This is a genomic window from Variovorax atrisoli (genome assembly GCF_014195185.1).
In the GTDB taxonomy this organism is placed as follows: domain Bacteria; phylum Pseudomonadota; class Gammaproteobacteria; order Burkholderiales; family Burkholderiaceae_C; genus Variovorax; species Variovorax atrisoli.
This window is the reverse complement of the sequence record NZ_JACIBG010000001.1, coordinates 588323-605017: the sequence shown is the minus strand read 5'-3', so window position 1 is coordinate 605017 and position 16695 is coordinate 588323. Positions and strand designations below refer to the sequence as shown.

The window sequence follows — 16695 nt, the reverse complement described above, 5'->3', positions numbered from 1 at the left end:
CCGTCCGTCGAATCGCGAAGAACGCAACCCGACTCCGACTCACCTCGAACTCAACTCCTGTCGTTGCTCCTGCTTCCCCCGTTTCTCCTCCTGCATTTCAAGCCGCGCGCCAACCCAGTTCCGGCGCGATGCGGCGGGAGAGGTCGGTCAATATCTGCTCGTAGTCTTCGCTGCCGAAGTTGTAGGGCAGCTCCACCCGCAACTCGCTCACCAGCGGCAGCACCGGGTCGCGGCGCAGGCGTTCGAGGATCTCGTCGGAACTGCCGACGAGGTCGTTCGCGAACAGCGTGCGGCGTTCGCCCTGCGGCGCCAGCGTGCGCTCGACGCGGCCGGCAGCGAACTCGCGATAGCGCTTGCGGGTGACGGTGTCTGCACCGTCGAGCGGCACGATCACGCGCCCCAGCGCCACCCTGCCCCTGCCCGCGTCCCTGTCAGCCTCGCTGGCCTTGTAGCGCTCGACCAGGCCCACCTGCGCCTGCAGGAAGTCGTCGGTGTTCTCGCCCGTGAGCACGTTGCCCAGCAGCAGGTTGAAGCCGTTGCGCCCGGCCCATTCGGCCGAACGCAGGGAGCCGCCGCCATACCAGAGCCGCCCCGTGAGACCCGGCGCGTACGGCTGCACGCGCGGGCGCACGCGTCCGCCGGCCGATTCCACGAAAGTCTGGTCGTCGCCGAGCAGCACGTCCTCGAGATTGGCCTTCAGCCGCCCCACGCGCTTGTGGCTGTAGTCGACGGTGTGGGGCGCTGCATCGTGGAAGCGGTTGCCCAGCAGGGCGCCGTGCAGCGGCGCCCCGGCGCTCAGGCCCACCTGCAGCCTGCCGCGCGAGAGCACGTCGACCGTCGCCAGGTCTTCGGCGAGGCGGAACGGGTTCTCGTAGCCCATCTGGATCACCGCCGCGCCCAGTTCGATGCGGCGCGTGCGCTGCGTGGCGGCGGCCAGGAAGGTCGCGGCCGACGAGACGCCGCGCTCCAGGTGGCGCTGCCGCACCCATGCGCTGTCGAAACCGTGCTTCTCGCCGAACTCGAAGAGCTTCAAGGCGGCCTCCAGTCCGGCGAACGGATCGGCCTCGGCGTAGTTGCCCGGCGTGAGGAAGGCGAGATGGCGGATGCTGCTGCTCACGGCGCGAACTTCGGCAGGCCGGGCGGGTTGGTTTCGGACTTCGGCAAGGCCTCTTCCGTCAGGCTCCAGCGCGCGAGCGCCCGGCCGTAGGTGCCGTTGCGGATCAGGTTGTTGGTGGCGGTGGTTAGCGCCGCGGCGAGGCCGCTGCCCTTGCGCGTGGCGATGGCCACGTCCGACTTCAGCGGCCAGCCCGCGTTGACGGTGCCGACCAGCCTGATCTGCCCGTTCTTCGCGGCCTCGTAGGCCTGCGGCGCATTGGGATTGAAATTGGCGTCCACCCGCTTGGTGACCACCGCCAGCGTGCGCGTCACATCGTCGTCGTAGTACTGGATCTCGACCGGTTTCAGCCCCGCCGCCACGTTCTGCCGGTTCCACTCGAGCAGGATGCGCTCCTGGTTGGTGCCGGCGCCGGTCGTCAGCTTGAGGCCCGCAACGTCCTTCGGCTCCCTGATCGACTTGATGGCGCTGTCGGTCTTCACGTAGAAGCCATGCAGGCCGAGGCGATAGGTCGAGAAGTCGAACTTCTCCTTGCGCTGCTCGGTCACGCCCACGTTGGAGATCACGGCGTCGTACTTGCCCGAGCTCAGGCCGAGCGGCCAGTCGGCCCAGGCGATGGGCTGCAGTTCGAGCTTGAGGCCCAGCGCGTCGGCGACGAGCAGCGCGAAGTCGGGGTCGAAGCCGACGACGGTCTTCGCGTCCGACGCGTAGGTCGAGATCGGCGGCGCGAACGGCGCGATGGCGATGGTCAGCACGCCCTCCTTCACGAACTTGAAGCTGGGCGGGATCGCGTTGACCGCCTCGGCGTCCTTCTGGCCGCGCAGGCGGCCCTTCTGCTCGGGGCTGAAGTCGAACTTGTCGGCGGCATGGGCCGCGCCCGCCACGAGCATGAGCGCGGCGAGGCCGCGGGCGATCCAGGTTTTCTTGAAGAGATTCATGGCCATCGCCTCAGTTCTTCGGCAGGCCGGGCGGATTGGTGCGCGAGACCGCGATGGCCTCCGAATCCAGGTTCCAGCGCGACAGCGCCTTGGCGTAGTTGCCGTTCTTGATCTGCGTGTTCAGGGCCAGCGTCACGGCTTCGGCGATGCCCGAGCCCTTGCGCGAGGTGACGGCGATCTCTGCGTTCAGCGGCCAGCCGCCCGAGAACAGGCCCGCGAGCATGGTCTTGCCGTCGCGCGCCTCGTAGGCGGCGATGGCGTTCGGCCCCAGGTAGGCGTCGGCACGGCCCGACTGCAGCGCCAGGCGCTGCACCACATCGTCGTCGTAGTACTGGATCTCGACCGGCTTCAGGCCGGCGGCCACGTTCTGCTTGTTCCAGCGCAGCAGGATCTGCTCCTGGTTGGTGCTGGCGGACACGATCACCTTCAGCCCCGCGATGTCCTTCGGCTCCTTGATGGCGCCGAGCTTGCTGTCGGACTTCACGTAGATGCCGAGCTGGTCGTTGCGATAGGTCGAGAAGTCGAACTTCTCCTTGCGCTCCTCGGTCACGGTCACGTTCGAGACCACCAGGTCGAACTTGCCCGACTGCAGGCCCAGCGGCCAGTCGACCCAGGCGGTGGAGACCAGCTCCAGCTTGCGCCCGAGACTGTCGGCCACCAGCTGTGCGATGTCGGGCGCGTTGCCCACGGGTGTCTTGGTGTCGGTGGCGTAGGCCGCGAACGGCAGGCGGCCGGTGGTGGTGCCGACGACGAGCACGCCTTCCTTCTGGAACTTGAAGTCCTTCGCGAGCCGGACGGCCTCGTCGATCTTCTGCGCGCGCGGGCGGCCCGGCTGCTCGGGGCTCAGGTCCGGAGCGGGCTGGGCCGATGCGGCCAGCGGTGCCAGCAGCGCGGCAAGGACAACGGACAGGATGTTTCGTCGATGGATCATGAAGGTCGATGAAATGAAGTCGGGAAGGAAGAAGGTCAGAGAACCTTGGCCAGGAACTCGGCCGTGCGCGGATGCTCCGGCGCGTTGAACACCTTGTCGGGCGAGCCGGTCTCCAGGATGCGGCCGCGCTCCATGAAGACGATGTTGTCGGCCACCTCGCGTGCGAAGCCGATCTCGTGCGTGACGATGAGCAGCGTGGTGCCCGAGCGCGCCAGCTCCTTGATGACGGCCAGCACCTCGCCCACCAGCTCGGGGTCGAGCGCCGAGGTGGGCTCGTCGAAGAGCAGCACCTGGGGCTTGAGCGCCAGCGCGCGGGCGATGGCCACGCGCTGCTGCTGGCCGCCGGAGAGCTGTCGCGGATACGCATGCGTCTTGTCGCCCAGGCCCACGCGCACCAGCAGTTCGGAAGCGAGCGCCTCGGCTTCGGGCCGCGAGAGGCCGCGCACGGAGATCGGCGCCTCGACGATGTTCTCCAGCACCGTCAGATGCGGGAACAGGTTGAAGTTCTGGAACACCATGCCCACGTCGACGCGGCGCTTCAGGATGTCGCGCTCGCGCAGTTCGTAGAGTGTGTCGGCGTCGCGCCGGTAGCCGATGAGTTCGCCGTCGATGGAGATGAAACCGTCGTCCACGCGCTCCAGGTGGTTGATGGCGCGCAGCAGCGTCGACTTGCCCGAGCCCGACTGGCCGAGGATCACCGTCACGCTGCCCCGCCCCACCGTCAGCGTGACGTCGTCGAGCACCTTGAGCGCGCCGAAGCTCTTCGACACGCCGTGGATTCTGACCTCGCCGCCCTGCGTGAGCGGGTCGGTCCAGCGCGGGACCTGCGCGGGCACGACGGCGACGGGCTCTGCCACGGGCGCCGGCTTCGAGCGCCACAGCCTGCTGGCCACGCGGCCGAGTCGCGAACTCGGCGGGTTGCGCAGCGCACCGCGCGAGAAATGCCGCTCCACGTAGTGCTGCACCACCGACAGCACCGTGAGGATGATGAGGTACCACACGGTCGCCACCATCAGCAGCGGAATCACTTCGAGGTTGCGCCTGTAGATGATCTGGATCGTGTAGAACAGCTCCGGCAGCGCCAGGATGTAGAGGTTCGAGGTGCCCTTGGCGAGCCCGATGATGTCGTTGAAGGCCGTGGGCAGAATGGTGCGCATCGCCTGCGGCAGCACGATGCGGAACGACTGCCGCCCGCGCGACAGGCCCAGCGCCGCAGCCGCCTCCAGCTGCCCCTGCTCCACCGAAAGAATGCCGCCGCGCACGATCTCCGAGGCGAAGGCCGCCTGGTTCAGCGTGAGTCCCAGCAGCGCCGCCACGAAGGGGCTGATGAGCTGCGTGGTCGGGTACGAGAAGAAGGTGACATCGGTGCCCGGGATGCCCAGCGTCACCGTCTCGTAGAGGTAGCCCAGGTTGTTGATGATCAGCAGCAGCACGATCACCGGCACCGAGCGGAAGAGCCAGGTGAACACCCACGCGAGCCGCGCCAGCAGAGGCGAACGCGACACCCGCGCAAGCGCCAGCGCGGTGCCAAAGAAGAAGCCCAGCAGCGCGCCCAGCGCCGTCAGCAGCAGCGTGCGGCCCAGGCCCTGCAGCACCGGCTCGGCGAAGAACCACTGCGCGAACACGCCCCAGCCCCAGCGCGGGTTGGTGAGCGTCGAGTGCAGCACGATGCCGATCACCAGCACGGCGAAGATGGTGCCAACGGTGCGCGCTGGGTAGCGCGCCGGCACGATGCGGAAGTGCGAGTAGTCGCCGTTGGCCGGGGCCGCGGCGGGAACCGGCGAACGCTGCGGCTGCGGTGCGCGCACCGGTGCGGGGTTCATCGGCTCGGCGGCCGCGTCGAGGACGGTGGTGTTCATCGCTGCGCCGCTCCGACCAGTTGCCCGGAAGCCGAAGGGGCGTGCTGCCGCCCGGTGTCCAGGTATTTCTCGAAAGGCAGCTTGCGCGGCGTCTCCGGATCGATGGGCGGACCGAAAAGCGCCGTGTATCCATGGCCCAGGTACAGGCCCACGGCCTCGGGCTGGCGAAAGCCGGTCGTCAGGTAGATGCGCTCGTAGCCCTGCCGCTGCACCTCCGCCTCCAGTTCGGCTAGCACCTTGCTGGCCAGCCCTTGCCTGCGCAGATCGGCATGCGTCCACACGCGCTTGAGTTCGGCGGTGCGCTCGTCGTGGCGCATGAAGGCGCCGCCGCCGATGGCCACGCCGTCGCGCAGCAGCAGCACGAAGTTGCCGCCATGTGCCGGTGTGAAGACCTCGGCTGGGTAGCGCTCCATCTCGCGCGGCTGGCCCGGCTCGCGCATCACGTCGCCGTAGCGGCTGTCGTACTCGAAGGTCAGTCCTTCGATCAGCGGCTTCGCGCGCGGATCGAGCGGCGTGGTGTAGACGAACTGTTCGCTCATCACGCGGCCTTCTGCACGGCGGGCGCAATTTCCTGCGCCGCGTAGCGGCTCGCCTTGCGCGGCAGGCCCAGGTGGTCGCGCAGCGTCTGCCCGGGAAGCTCTCGCTGGTAGCGCCCGCGCGCCTCCAGCGCCGGGATCACGAACTCGATGAAGTCGTCCAGCCCCTGCCCCAGCACCGGGAAGCCGAGGATGAAGCCGTCGGCCGCGCCCTCGTCCACCCAGCGGATGATCTCGTCGGCGATGCGCTCGCCGGTGCCCACGAACTGCGTGCGGGGCGTGGCCACTTCGAGCGCCACTTCGCGCAGCGTCTGGCCCTTGGCCCTGGCGTTGGCCTTGATGCGGTCGGTAGTCGAGCGGAAGCTGTTGCGGCCCAGTTCGCCCAGTTCGGGGAACGGCGCGTCCAGCGGGTACTGGCTGAAGTCGTGGTGGTCGAAGAAGCGTCCCAGGTAGGCCAGGGCTTCCTCCACCGTCAACAGCTCGCGGATGGCGCGGTACTTGGCTTCGGCCTCTTCCTCGGTGGCGGCGACCACGGGGCCGATGCCCGGGAAGATCTTCACGTCGCCGGCCTGGCGGCCCTGCGCGACGGCGCTGGCCTTCACCTGCCGCAGGAAGCTGCGCGTGTCCTCCAGCGAGGGCGAATGGGTGAACACGGCGTCGGCGTACTTGCCGGCCAGCCCGATGCCCGCGTCGGACGAGCCGGCCTGGAAGATCACCGGCTGGCCCTGCGGCGAGCGCTGGATGTTCAGCGGCCCCGACACCTCGAAGAAGCGGCCCTTGTGATTCAGCGTGTGGAGCTTGCCGCCATCGAAGAAGCGGCCGCTCTCGCGGTCGCGCACGAAGGCGTCGTCGTCCCAGCTGTCCCACAGCCCCTGCGTCACCGCGAGGTACTCGTCGGCGATTTCGTAGCGCAAGGCGTGCTCGGGGTGTGCGCGGCTGTAGTTCTTCGCGCTGCCTTCCAGCGGCGTGGTCACCACGTTCCAGCCCGCGCGCCCGCCGCTGATGAGGTCGAGCGAGGCGAACTGGCGCGCCACCGTGAACGGGTCGCTGTAGGAGCTGGAGACGGTGCCGGCGAGGCCGATCTTCGAGGTCACGGTGGCGAGCGCCGACAGGATCGAGATCGGCTCGAAGCGGTTGAGGAAGTGCGGGATCGACTTCTCGTTGATGTAGAGCCCGTCGGCCACGAACGCGAAGGCGATGCCGGCAGCCTCGGCCTTCTGCGCGGTGCGCACGAAGAAACCGAGGTTGACGCTGGCATCGGCCGGCCCGCCCGGATGCTTCCAGGAGTTCATGTGGCTGCCGGCGCCCTGCAGCATGACGCCGAACTTGATGCTCTTGTTGCTGTTGTCGTTGCTCATGACGATGGCTCGCTTCGAGGGGTTCGCAATGGGAAGAAGGAAGGAAGGAATGGCTCAGGCTGCGACAGGCACGGCCTCGCGCGCCGCGGCGAGCAGTTCGACCGACGCACGGCGCTCCGCGAAGCCGGCCACGGGGATGTCGATGACGAACTCCTCGATGCCGTACTGCTCGCTCAATGCATCGAGCGCATCGCGCACTTCTTCGCCGGTGCCGGCGATCACATGCGGGCGGCGCTCCTCGGTCCGGTAGTCGCTCACCCCCGCCTGCCGTGCGAACTCCGCGGCTGCTTCGAGGCTTGGCAGGTTCACGCTCTGGCCGGTGGGCAGGTGCACGCGGAAGCTGCGCAGCGCGCCCACGAGCTCCGCGGCCTTCTCGCTCGTCTCTGCCGCGAAGGCGAAGAGCGCCAGCAGCGGCGCCCGCCCCGTTTCCACGCGGTAGGCCTCGACCGATCGGGCAAGGTTCACGGGGTCGCCATTGAAGTGCCCTGCATAGGTGAACTGCCAGCCCAGGCGCGCGGCAAGCACCGCGCTCTCGGGGCTGCCGCCCAGCAGCACGCGCTGCGGCAGTTGCGGTGGATTGGGCGTGGCCACCGCGCCAGCGAGCGCATGGCCGGAGGCGACGCCGTCGTCCAGGAAGGCATCGAGCTCCGACAGGCGCACGCCGAAGTCCTCGCTCCTGCTCCTGGCGGGATCGTGCAGCCACTGCAGCGCCTTGCTCGTCAGCGGCAGGCCACCGGGCGCCTTGCCGATGCCGATGTCCACGCGGCCCGGCGCCAGCGAGGCCAGCACGCGGAACACCTCGGCCACCTTGAACGGGCTGTAGTGCTGGAGCATGACGCCGCCGGTGCCCACGCGGATGCGCGAAGTCTTTGCCAGCAGGTGCGCTGCCAGCACCTCGGGCGCCGAACCTGCGTAGTTCCTGTTGCCGTGATGTTCGGCGAGCCAGTAGCGCCGGTAGCCCAACCGCTCGGCCGCCTGCGCGAGCGCGATGGTGTGCTGGAACGCCTGTGCGGCGTCGGCGCCTTCCGGGATCAGGCTCTTGTCGAGCAGGGACAGCGAATAGGACACGGTGTGCGGTGGCTGACGCCCCTTGATGAAGAATTGCTGCGAATTCTCTGGGGCATTGCGCGCACCGCTTGCGCTGAATTCCTATATCGATATCTGCTGGATGCTCAGTGTCTCGTGAGGGAAAGAATGGCCTGCGCAGCCTCTCGCGCGCTCATTGCGGCGGTGTCGATGACGATGCGCGGCGTGCTCCACGGCTCGTAGTCGTGCCGCTGCACGGACTCCCACGTGGGTGGCACGAGGCCGGGTATGTCGACGTGCCGCTGCTCGACGCGGCGCCTGTGCTCGGCAGCGTCGGAACACACGACCTCGACTTCGACGATGGGTGAAGAAGCCCGCGCCGCGACGTCCCGCCAGGCCTCGCGCGTGACGGGCAAGGGGTTCACGCAGTCGGCCAGAACCGCCTGGCCCAGGGAAAGATTGGAGCCAGCCAGCGCATAGGCCACGATGTAGCCGGCCGGGCCGAGCTCTCTGGTGGATGTTCCGTCGGAAGTACCGTCAGATATGCCACCGGGTGCGCCGGCAGAGCGCAGCGCCTGCTCGATGGCATCGATGCGCAGGTACGCGCAAGGCAGCAGCGCGGCGATCTCGCGGGCGATGGTGGTCTTGCCGCTGCCGGGCAGCCCACTCAGAACGATCAGCATGCTCGGTCATCTCCAGGTTCAATGTCCTGGCGCCGAGTTCACCACGAATGGGGCAGCAGGCTCAACATGGCGGCCGCATGCAGGCGCCGAAGCGCGCGCACAGGCACGTAGCCGTGCGGTGCGCGGCGCGCCAGCGCGTGCGGCGAAGCCGGTGGCACATGCCAGGCTTTCGCGGTGAGGGCCAGGACATGGCGCGCCTGGGCGGCGGGGGAGACGTAATGGGTGCGCAATTGCATGGCAATCAATGAATCGAACGAATGCTTGCGCCGATTCTGCAAAGCGCACCCGCCTTTGCCAAAGACGGATTCCGAGTTACCTGATGCGGTCCCTGAGAAGACAAAGCAGAGAAGCGGCTCAGGCGAAGTCCGTCGAGGGCTTCTCCCAGAGGTTCACGCCGCCTTCCACCGCGTACTTGTCGATCTCGGCCAGTTCCTCCGCGCTCAGCGGCGCATGCGACAGCGCCGCCACGTTGTCGACGATCTGCTCGGGCCGGCTCGCACCGATCAGCGCCGAGCTCACGCGCGCATCGCGTAGCGTCCAGGTCAGCGCGAGCTGAGCCAGCGACTGGCCGCGGCGCCGTGCGATCTCGTTGAGCGCGCGGGCACGTTCGACGTTGGCCTCCGACAGGTGCTCCTGCTTGAGCGAGCCGCCGCCGGGCCGGTTGATGCGGGAGTCGGCCGGGATGCCGCTGAGGTACTTGTCAGTCAGGAGGCCCTGCGCCAGCGGCGTGAAGGCGATGACGCCCGCGCCGAGTTCTTCCGTTGCGTTCAGCAGGTCCTTCTCGATCCAGCGGTTGAACAGGTTGTAGGCCGGCTGGTGGATGAGCAGCGGCACCTTCCACTCGCGCAGCAGCGCGGCGATCTCGCGCGTCTTGCCGGCGGAGTAAGACGAAATGCCGATGTACAGCGCCTTGCCCTGCTGCACCGCCTGGGCCAGCGCGGAAGCCGTTTCCTCCAGCGGCGTCTCGGGGTCGAAGCGGTGCGAGTAGAAGATGTCGACGTAGTCCAGGCCCAGGCGCTGCAGGCTCTGGTCGAGGCTGGCGAGCACGTATTTGCGCGAGCCGCCGCCCTTGCCGTAGGGGCCCGGCCACATGTCCCAGCCTGCCTTGCTGGAGATGATGAGCTCGTCGCGGTAGGGCTTGAAGTCTTCGCGCAGCAGGCGGCCGAAGTTGGTCTCGGCGCTGCCGTAGGGCGGGCCGTAGTTGTTGGCCAGGTCGAAGTGGTTGATGCCCAGGTCGAAGGCGGTGCGCAGCAGCTGGCGCTGCGTGGCGATGGAGGTGGTGTCCCCGAAGTTGTGCCACAGCCCGAGCGAGATGGCGGGCAGCACCAGCCCGCTGCGGCCGACGCGGCGGTAGGGAATGGCGTCGTAGCGCTTGGGGTCGGCGTGGTAGGTCATGGGTGTGTCTGGTCCTGGCGATGGAAGAAAGAAGAAAGGGCGACCGAACGAAAGGAGATCGCGGGAAACTTTTGAGGATGCCCCCGCCTGCCGCGCGGGGCAAGCATTTCCACGCCGCTGTCGCACTTATCCGTCGCCGCATATGCATGCGCGGATTTCTTCGTTGGAGGCGTGCGCGCCGCTTCCTAGCATCGGCGCCTAGCCAACTTCCCAGACCGGCCCCGACCCCGGGGGCGCGCCGCCATGTCCAACCCGTCCACTCCCGCCCTTCCCTCGCGCCGCCGCGCGCTCAAGACCTTCGCTTCGCTCGGCGCCGCCGGCGGCCTCGGCGGATTGCTGCTCGCGGGCTGCTCGCGCGATGAAGGCAAGACCGCATCCGCCGGCAGTGCTCCGGCGGTGGTGAAGAAGACCGGCGACAAGGTCGCGTTCAAGTACCCGAACAACCCCTCCTTCGACCTGATCTACCTGGCCGACGAGCTCGGCTACTTCGAGGGCACCAACACCCGGCCCGACTACGTCGGCAAGATCGCCGCGCCGCAGATCATTCCGCTGGTGGGCACGGGCGAGATCGACTTCGGCAGCCGCATGGTGCCGCTGGTGATCTCGGCCATCGCCTCGGGCGCCGACCTCAAGGTGGTGGCCGCCGGCGGCAAGACGCTGCAGGAAGCGCCGCACATGAAGTACTTCGTCCGCAAGGACTCGGGCATCCGCGCGCCGAAGGACCTCGAGGGCAAGACCATCGGCTTCAACAGCTTCGGCGCCTGCGCCGAGTTCGTCACCAAGAAGTACCTGCGCCAGCACGGCGTGGACGTCAACAAGATCAACTTCGTCGTCATCCCTGACGAGCAGGCCGAGCAGACGCTGGTGACCGGCAACACCGACCTGGCGATCATCCACGCGCCCTTCTCCGGCCGCGCCGACAACGCCGACTCGCTGGTGCGGCTGTGGAGCGACTTCGACCTCGACGGCGGCCTGGGCGGCATGGCGCCGTACAGCGCGCACGGCCAGTTCATCCGCCAGCACCCCGAGGCGGTGCGCGACGTGGTGACCGCGCTGGCCAAGGCCGGCAACTGGGTCAACGCCAACACCGAGGAAGCCCGCAAGCTGGTGGCCAGGCGCATCAACATGGAGCTGAAGAACGTCGACCGCTACGCCTACGTCGACGACCTGGTGGTGACCGAGCCGCCGATCCAGTACTACATCGACATCCTGCAGTCCGAGGGCAAGCTCGCCACCGGCAAGGTGTCGGTGAAGGACGTGTACACGAACGAGTTCAACCCCTTCGCCACGAAGGCCTGAGCGGGCACCAAGCGATGAGCATCAAGATCTCCGCCCGCGACGTGCGGATGGACTACGCCGCACGCGGCGCCAGCGAACGGGTGCGCGTGCTCGAAGGCTTCGACCTCGACGTGCGCGAAGGCGAGTTCCTCTCGGTGCTCGGCCCCTCGGGCTGCGGCAAGTCGACCTTCCTCGGCATCCTGGCCGGGCTCACCGAGCGCACCGGCGGGCGCATCGCCATCAATGGCCAGCCGCTTTCGGGCATCAACCGCAACCAGGGCGTGGTGTTCCAGGGCTATGCGCTCTTTCCGTGGCTGACGGTGCTCGACAACATCGCGGTGGGCCTGGACATCCGCGGAGTGGCCAGGGCCGCGCGCCGCCGCACGGCGCAGGAATACCTGGAGCTCGTCGGCCTGCAGGGCTTCGGCGAGCGCTACCCGCACGAGATCTCCGGCGGCATGAAGCAGCGCGTGGCCATCGCGCGCTCGCTGGCCTACGAGCCTGACGTGCTGCTGATGGACGAACCTTTCGCCGCGCTCGATGCGCAGACGCGCGAGGTGCTGCAGGGCGAGCTGCTGCGCATCTGGGAGCAGCACCGCAAGACAATCGTGTTCATCACGCACAGCCTGGAGGAAGCCGTGTACCTCTCAGACCGCGTGGCGGTGATGACGCAGCGGCCCGGCCGCATCAAGGACATCATCGACATCCCTCTAGCGCGCCCGCGCTCGGCGGAGCTGCGCCACTCGGGCGAGTTCGCAGCGCTGCGCCAGCGCGCCTGGGAGGTGCTGAAGGACGAAGTGCAGCTCGGCCTGCGGCCCCGGTCGCTCGAAGGAGTGGTGTCGTGAGCGCGGTGCTCGACGCGCCGGTGGTGCGGTCGCCCAGCCGGCTTCTGAAGCTGGCACGCAGCCTCGGCCGGGTGGCCGAGCGCGGCATCGGCATCGTGCTGTTCCTCGCGCTGTGGGAAGCGCTGCCGCGCCTGGGCATCGTGAGCGACGCCTACCTGAGCCCGCCTTCGGCCGTGCTCGCGAGCATCGTGCAACTGCTGGAGAACGGCCAGCTCTGGAAGCATGTCGCCGCCAGCCTGCAGCGTTCGCTCTGGGGACTGGTACTCGCGAGCGTCGCGGGCGTGGTGCTGGGCCTGCTCGTGGGCGGCTTCAGGAGGCTCGCGGCCATCGTCGATCCGGTGCTGCAGCTGTTCCGCCAGACATCGGCCTTTGCGCTGTTTCCGGTGTTCATCCTGTTCCTGGGCATCGGTGAGCTGTCGAAGGTGGCGATCATCTTCTGGGCCTCGTTCTGGCCGGTGCTGCTGAGCACGGTGGGCGGGGTGAAGCAGGTCGACCGGCTGCTGGTGAACTCGGCGCTGTCGATGGGCGCCTCGCGCCGCTTCGTCTTCTTCAAGGTGGTGCTGCCGGCTTCGCTGCCTTCGATCTTCACCGGCGTTCGGCTGGCGGGCGCCTACAGCATCACGGCGCTGGTGGCGGCCGAGATGATCGGTGCGCATTCCGGGCTGGGCTTTCTCACGCTGAACTCGCAGGAGACCTTCCAGATACCGACCATGTATGCGGGCATCCTGCTGCTGGCGACGCTCGGGCTGCTGCTCAACTACCTTCTTGCGCTGCTGGAGCGGCGGCTGCTGCGCTGGCGGCGGGGGCTGAGCCTCGATGAGTGAAGCCATCTCCACGCGCCCCCGCAGGTTCGCGTTGGCGGGCGCCTCGCTCGCCGCGGCCGCCGCGCTGGCGGGCCTGGGCGCTTCGTGGGCCTCGGGCGGCCGGCTGAGCGAACTGCCCAAGGGGCCGGTGCTCGCCAGGGCCATCGAGCGCGGCACGCTCGTCGTGGGCGTGCGCCGCTATCCCCGTCCTGCCCCTCCAGAAGCACCCACGCCGCCCGAACCCGACGGCTTCGACGCCACGCTGGCGCTCGAGCTCGCACGCTCGCTCGGCGTCAAGCTCGAGCTGGTCGGGCTGGACACCGCCACCCAGGAGGCGGCCTTGCGCGAAGGTCGCGTCGACCTGCTGGTGGCAGGTGTTCCGGCCACGGCCGCACCCAAGGGCATCGACGCGGCACCCGGCAGCTACGACACCGGCAGCGGCCTCGTGGTCGCGCTGCGCAAGGGCCGCGTGCAGGATGCCGACTCGCTGCGCGGCGCCTCGGTCTGCGTGGGTGAAGGCTCGGGCTATGCCGGCGCGGTGTCGCTGCGCTACGGCGCGCAGCCCCGCAGCTACCCCTCGTCCGTGCATGCGGTGTCGGCCTTCATGGCGGGCGAGTGCACGGCGCTGGCCGAAGACGAGGAAGTGCTTCAGCGGCTGCTGAAGAACGAGGAATGGCGCTTCTACAAGCCGCTGGCAAGCGGCCTGCGCCCGCCTTCGGACGCGGCCATCCGCCTGCCGCAGGGCGACGAGGCGTCTCGCGACTACCTGGCCGCCGCGCTGCGCCAATGGCGCGCGGACGGCACGCTGGCAAAGGCGCGCGGCGCACGCGCGGGTAACCTGCAGTTCGAGATCACGCTGCTCAAGGACGGCCTCGTCTGCCATTCCTGAGCAGCGCCGCGGCGCGCTTCAGGCCTGCTGCGGAGCGCGCCACTCGGACAGCGCGAAATCGCGGTTCACGAGGTTCTCGGCCAGCAGGAACTTCTTCACCTCGTCGAGCAGCGCCAGCCCTTCGGGCGGATACGCAGCCTCGGGGAAGTGCGACAGCGGGTGCGAGACCTTCACGATCTCCAGCGGAAAGCCGCTCACCTCCGAATGGAAGGCGTAGTAGTCGGCGCTGTTGCGACGGATCTCCTGCAGCGCGGTGCGCCGTGCGCGCGTCCATGCAGCGGGCAGGCCCGGCGCAGCGGCCAGAAGCTTGCCCGAGGCGACGATCACCGAGGTGCCACGCAGCGTCGGGTGCTTCTCCGCCTCGTCGATCACCGGATAGCCGCGCGAGGCCAGCAGCGGCCCCACGTCGATCTGCGCCGCGAACGCCGCGATCGATCCCTGGTCGAGCGCCGCCTCGCCGTCGCGCGGGAACATGTGGATCACCTTGACCGACTTCTGCAGGCCGTTCTCCTTCAGCAGGCCCAGCACGTAGCGGTGCATGTAGGAGCCGCGCGCCACGCCGATGGACTGGCCCTCGAGTTCCTTCACGCTGCGCACGCCATTGCGCGGCGTGAGCAGCCACACGTTCATGCCGACCGCGTCGAAGCCGATGAGCTGCCCGTCGAGACCGCGCGAGCGCGCCACCACGGCGGGCGTGTCGCCGTAGATGCCGACGTCGAGCGCGCCGGAGAGAAACGCTTCGTTGAGGTCGGGCCCGTTCGGGAAGTTGCGCGTCGTGATTTCCTTGAAGCCCAGCGGCGCCAGCTCGCGCAGCAGGTGCCCCTGCCGCAGCGCCCAGCCGGTGGCGTTGGCGGGCTTCTTGCCGGGGCCGATGTAGCCCAGGCGCAGCACCTGGCTGCTGCTGCCCTGCTGCTGGGCAATGGAGAAGACGGGCAACGCGCTCGCGGCGGCTGCGGCGACGGCGCCGCGCAGCAATCGGCGGCGGCTTGGAAGATCGGACATCGAGAAGCTCAGTTGGAAAGAAAATAAAGGCGGCTCAGTGCGCGCGCCGCAGCAGCTCGAAGCTCGCATCGGCAGACGCGGTCGATTGGCGGCCGCGGCCCCAGCCGACGGCGCTGCGGTAGCTGCCCATGAGGGCCGCCGCCGCGGCATCGCGCTCCTCGGCGGTGGCGCTGCGGTCCGCGATAGGTGCGACGTAGAGCGCGTCTTCCGGGCAGTACAGCTCGCACATGAAGCACGTCTGGCAGTCGTCCTGCCGGGCGATGCGTGGCGCTGCGCCCGGCACGGCCTCGAAGACGTTCGTCGGGCAGGCGTTCACGCAGATGTTGCAGGCGGTGCAGCGCTCGGCGCTGATGACTTCGATCATGCGTCCACCCCTTCATTCACTGCGTGCTTCTGCACCCAGACCTCGTCGAGCCCGCCGCTGAGCAGCCGGTGCCGCTGCGACGGATCGAGCGTGCCGTGCTCGCGCCGGCGGTGCATGCCGCGCGTTTCGGTGCGCTGCAGCGCGCTGCGATACATCCAGCGCGAGGTGGCGAGCATGGCCGCCGCTTCGCGTGCGCGCACCGCCTCGGTGGCAGTGGCGGCCGGCGCGCTGGTGCGCAGGCGCTCCCACAAGGCGTCGAGCCGCGAGAGCGAATCGCGCAGCGCATCGCCTTCGCGGAACCAGTTGCGCTCGTACGGAAAGACCTCGGCCTGCACCGCGCGAACGACTTCCTGGCTGTCGAAGGCCGTCGCACCGCGCGTCGAAAGCGCCGCGCCGCCCGCGCGCAGTGCGGTGCGCTGCGACCTGGCGCGCGCATCGCGCCCGAAGGCCGCCGCGCCTGCGCCGGCCCAGAAGCCGGAAGACAGCGCCCAGGCCGCGTTGTGGCTGCCGCCGCCGGTGAAGCCGCCGCAGATCAGCTCGCGCGTCGCGGCGTCGCCTGCGGCGTACAGGCCCGGCACCGAGGTGGCGCAGCTGTCGTCCACCAGGTGCAGGCCGCCCGTGCCGCGCACGGTGCCTTCGAGCCGCAGCGTCACGGGAAAGTGCTGCGTGAAGGGGTCGATGCCCTGCCGGTCGAAGGAAACGAAGAAGTTGGGCTGCGCGGTGCGCATCCACGCGCGGATCTGCGCATCGGCGCGGTCGAGGCATGCGAAGACCGGCTGCGACTGCAGCGTCTGCGCGATCACGCCCCGCCCCTTCGAGGAGCCTGCGCCCTCGATGGCCACGCCGTCGGCCGTGTAGAAGGTCGCCCAGTTGTAGAACAGCGACTTGGTCACCGACGAGAACGCCGGCCCGAGCCCGTAGGCGTTCGAGAACTCCATGCCCGAGAGCGCCGCGCCCACCTCCGCCGCCATCAGTTGGCCGTCGCCCGTGAGCACGTTGCAGCCGAGCGCGCGGCTCAGGAAGGCACAGCCGCCGGTGGCGATGACCACAGAACCGGTGCGCGCCACCCAGCTCTCGCCCGTCTGGCGGTTGACGCCGGTGGCGCCGCAGACGGTGCCGTGCTCGTCCACCAGCAGTTCGAGCGCGGGGCTGTGGTCGAGGATGCGCGCGCCGGATTCCTTCACCCGCTTGCGCATCAGCCGCATGTATTCGGGACCCTGCAGCGAGGTGCAGCGCAGTGCGCCCTGGTCGTCGGCGGGAAAGGGGTAGCCCCAGTCCTTGAGCCGCTCGACGTTCTCCCAGGTCTGCTCCAGCACGCGGTCCATCCAGGCGTGCTCGGCCAGGTGGCCGCCCATTGCCAGGCGGCTGGCCTTGGCCTCCTCGCGTGCCTTGCCTTCGGGCGACACGTGCCAGAGCCCCGTGCCCGAAGGCGCCGTCGCGCCCGACGTGCCGCAGAAGCCCTTGTCGGCGAGCAGCACGCGCGCCCCTTGCGCGGCTGCGCTCACGGCAGCCCATGCACCGGCCGGCCCGCCGCCGATCACCAGGACATCGGCCTCGTGCCGCGCGGAGCCGTCCGCTCCCGAAAGAAGATGCCGCTCGAAATCCCTCGCGCCCATGGTCGATCGCCTCGCAATGCAAAGAGCGAGACCGTATCAACGGCTGCCGAAGCGCACA

The 16695-nt window shown here is 68.9% G+C and carries 17 protein-coding genes; 4 read left to right on the top strand and 13 right to left on the bottom strand.

Annotated elements, in window-relative coordinates; all coding sequences use genetic code 11:
• Positions 1–97 precede the first annotated feature (97 nt).
• From FHY06_RS03030 to mgrA, 10 genes are all read right to left on the bottom strand, one after another.
• The gene (locus FHY06_RS03030) at positions 98–1117 is read right to left on the bottom strand and encodes an LLM class flavin-dependent oxidoreductase (protein ID WP_184603299.1); all 1020 of its coding nucleotides are present in this window, start codon (positions 1115–1117) and stop codon (positions 98–100) included.
• Entirely contained in the window at positions 1114–2052 is a 939-nt protein-coding gene (locus FHY06_RS03025; protein WP_184603297.1) for an ABC transporter substrate-binding protein, read from the bottom strand. Before FHY06_RS03025 ends, FHY06_RS03030 begins: the two co-directional genes overlap by 4 nt.
• A gap of 10 nt (positions 2053–2062) precedes the next feature.
• A complete protein-coding gene (locus FHY06_RS03020) occupies positions 2063–2983 on the bottom strand; it encodes an ABC transporter substrate-binding protein (protein ID WP_184603295.1) in 921 nt (306 codons plus the stop codon).
• 35 nt (positions 2984–3018) lie between these two features.
• Positions 3019–4842 (bottom strand): amino acid ABC transporter permease/ATP-binding protein, encoded by a 1824-nt coding sequence (locus tag FHY06_RS03015; RefSeq protein ID WP_184603292.1) that lies wholly within the window; start codon positions 4840–4842, stop codon positions 3019–3021.
• Complete coding sequence (locus FHY06_RS03010) at positions 4839–5381, bottom strand: GNAT family N-acetyltransferase (protein ID WP_184603290.1); 543 nt, start codon at positions 5379–5381, stop codon at positions 4839–4841. The genes FHY06_RS03015 and FHY06_RS03010 overlap by 4 nt, the downstream gene beginning before the upstream one ends.
• A complete protein-coding gene (locus tag FHY06_RS03005; RefSeq protein WP_132750968.1) occupies positions 5381–6736 on the bottom strand; it encodes an LLM class flavin-dependent oxidoreductase in 1356 nt (451 codons plus the stop codon). The genes FHY06_RS03010 and FHY06_RS03005 overlap by 1 nt, the downstream gene beginning before the upstream one ends.
• Positions 6737–6790: 54 nt before the next feature.
• Positions 6791–7804, bottom strand: a complete 1014-nt coding sequence (locus tag FHY06_RS03000) for an LLM class flavin-dependent oxidoreductase (protein WP_184603287.1) — start codon at positions 7802–7804, stop codon at positions 6791–6793.
• 104 nt (positions 7805–7908) lie between these two features.
• The gene (locus FHY06_RS02995) at positions 7909–8445 is read right to left on the bottom strand and encodes a P-loop nucleotide/nucleoside kinase family protein (protein ID WP_184603285.1); all 537 of its coding nucleotides are present in this window, start codon (positions 8443–8445) and stop codon (positions 7909–7911) included.
• Between the two features lie 38 nt (positions 8446–8483).
• Positions 8484–8723, bottom strand: a complete 240-nt coding sequence (locus FHY06_RS02990; protein ID WP_020722953.1) for a hypothetical protein — start codon at positions 8721–8723, stop codon at positions 8484–8486.
• 76 nt (positions 8724–8799) lie between these two features.
• Positions 8800–9840 carry an L-glyceraldehyde 3-phosphate reductase gene (gene mgrA, locus FHY06_RS02985; protein WP_019652738.1) on the bottom strand — a complete coding sequence of 347 codons (1041 nt, stop codon included), beginning with the start codon at positions 9838–9840 and terminating at the stop codon, positions 8800–8802.
• A gap of 243 nt (positions 9841–10083) precedes the next feature.
• Between mgrA and FHY06_RS02980 the strand changes: the two genes are divergently transcribed.
• The 4 genes from FHY06_RS02980 to FHY06_RS02965 are packed head-to-tail and all read left to right on the top strand — an operon-like array spanning position 10084 to position 13655.
• Positions 10084–11139 (top strand): ABC transporter substrate-binding protein, encoded by a 1056-nt coding sequence (locus FHY06_RS02980; RefSeq protein ID WP_184603284.1) that lies wholly within the window; start codon positions 10084–10086, stop codon positions 11137–11139.
• A 14-nt stretch (positions 11140–11153) separates the two neighbouring features.
• Positions 11154–11963, top strand: a complete 810-nt coding sequence (locus tag FHY06_RS02975) for an ABC transporter ATP-binding protein (RefSeq protein ID WP_132798813.1) — start codon at positions 11154–11156, stop codon at positions 11961–11963.
• Complete coding sequence (locus FHY06_RS02970; RefSeq protein ID WP_126181759.1) at positions 11960–12787, top strand: ABC transporter permease; 828 nt, start codon at positions 11960–11962, stop codon at positions 12785–12787. Before FHY06_RS02975 ends, FHY06_RS02970 begins: the two co-directional genes overlap by 4 nt.
• Positions 12780–13655 (top strand): substrate-binding periplasmic protein, encoded by an 876-nt coding sequence (locus tag FHY06_RS02965; RefSeq protein WP_184603283.1) that lies wholly within the window; start codon positions 12780–12782, stop codon positions 13653–13655. Before FHY06_RS02970 ends, FHY06_RS02965 begins: the two co-directional genes overlap by 8 nt.
• Before the next feature lie 18 nt (positions 13656–13673).
• Here FHY06_RS02965 and FHY06_RS02960 read toward each other — a convergent pair whose 3' ends face one another.
• From FHY06_RS02960 to FHY06_RS02950, 3 genes are read right to left on the bottom strand one after another with little or no spacing between them, the layout of a single operon-like run.
• On the bottom strand, positions 13674–14657 hold the full coding sequence (locus FHY06_RS02960; RefSeq protein WP_184603282.1) for an ABC transporter substrate-binding protein: 984 nt from the start codon (positions 14655–14657) through the stop codon (positions 13674–13676).
• 34 nt (positions 14658–14691) lie between these two features.
• Positions 14692–15021, bottom strand: a complete 330-nt coding sequence (locus tag FHY06_RS02955) for a 4Fe-4S dicluster domain-containing protein (protein WP_019652744.1) — start codon at positions 15019–15021, stop codon at positions 14692–14694.
• Positions 15018–16637, bottom strand: coding sequence for an FAD-dependent oxidoreductase (locus FHY06_RS02950; protein ID WP_184603281.1), 1620 nt, complete (start codon positions 16635–16637; stop codon positions 15018–15020). Before FHY06_RS02950 ends, FHY06_RS02955 begins: the two co-directional genes overlap by 4 nt.
• Between the last annotated feature and the right edge of the window lie 58 nt (positions 16638–16695).

Coding starts and splice junctions, on each gene's coding strand:
- FHY06_RS02960 (WP_184603282.1), bottom strand. CDS start 14,657: ATGTCCGATCTTCCAAGCCGCCGCCGATTGCTGCGCGGCGCCGTCGCC.
- FHY06_RS02995 (WP_184603285.1), bottom strand. CDS start 8,445: ATGCTGATCGTTCTGAGTGGGCTGCCCGGCAGCGGCAAGACCACCATC.
- mgrA (WP_019652738.1), bottom strand. CDS start 9,840: ATGACCTACCACGCCGACCCCAAGCGCTACGACGCCATTCCCTACCGC.
- FHY06_RS02980 (WP_184603284.1), top strand. CDS start 10,084: ATGTCCAACCCGTCCACTCCCGCCCTTCCCTCGCGCCGCCGCGCGCTC.
- FHY06_RS03020 (WP_184603295.1), bottom strand. CDS start 2,983: ATGATCCATCGACGAAACATCCTGTCCGTTGTCCTTGCCGCGCTGCTG.
- FHY06_RS03005 (WP_132750968.1), bottom strand. CDS start 6,736: ATGAGCAACGACAACAGCAACAAGAGCATCAAGTTCGGCGTCATGCTG.
- FHY06_RS03015 (WP_184603292.1), bottom strand. CDS start 4,842: ATGAACACCACCGTCCTCGACGCGGCCGCCGAGCCGATGAACCCCGCA.
- FHY06_RS03025 (WP_184603297.1), bottom strand. CDS start 2,052: ATGAATCTCTTCAAGAAAACCTGGATCGCCCGCGGCCTCGCCGCGCTC.
- FHY06_RS03010 (WP_184603290.1), bottom strand. CDS start 5,381: ATGAGCGAACAGTTCGTCTACACCACGCCGCTCGATCCGCGCGCGAAG.
- FHY06_RS02975 (WP_132798813.1), top strand. CDS start 11,154: ATGAGCATCAAGATCTCCGCCCGCGACGTGCGGATGGACTACGCCGCA.
- FHY06_RS02965 (WP_184603283.1), top strand. CDS start 12,780: ATGAGTGAAGCCATCTCCACGCGCCCCCGCAGGTTCGCGTTGGCGGGC.
- FHY06_RS02955 (WP_019652744.1), bottom strand. CDS start 15,021: ATGATCGAAGTCATCAGCGCCGAGCGCTGCACCGCCTGCAACATCTGC.
- FHY06_RS02950 (WP_184603281.1), bottom strand. CDS start 16,637: ATGGGCGCGAGGGATTTCGAGCGGCATCTTCTTTCGGGAGCGGACGGC.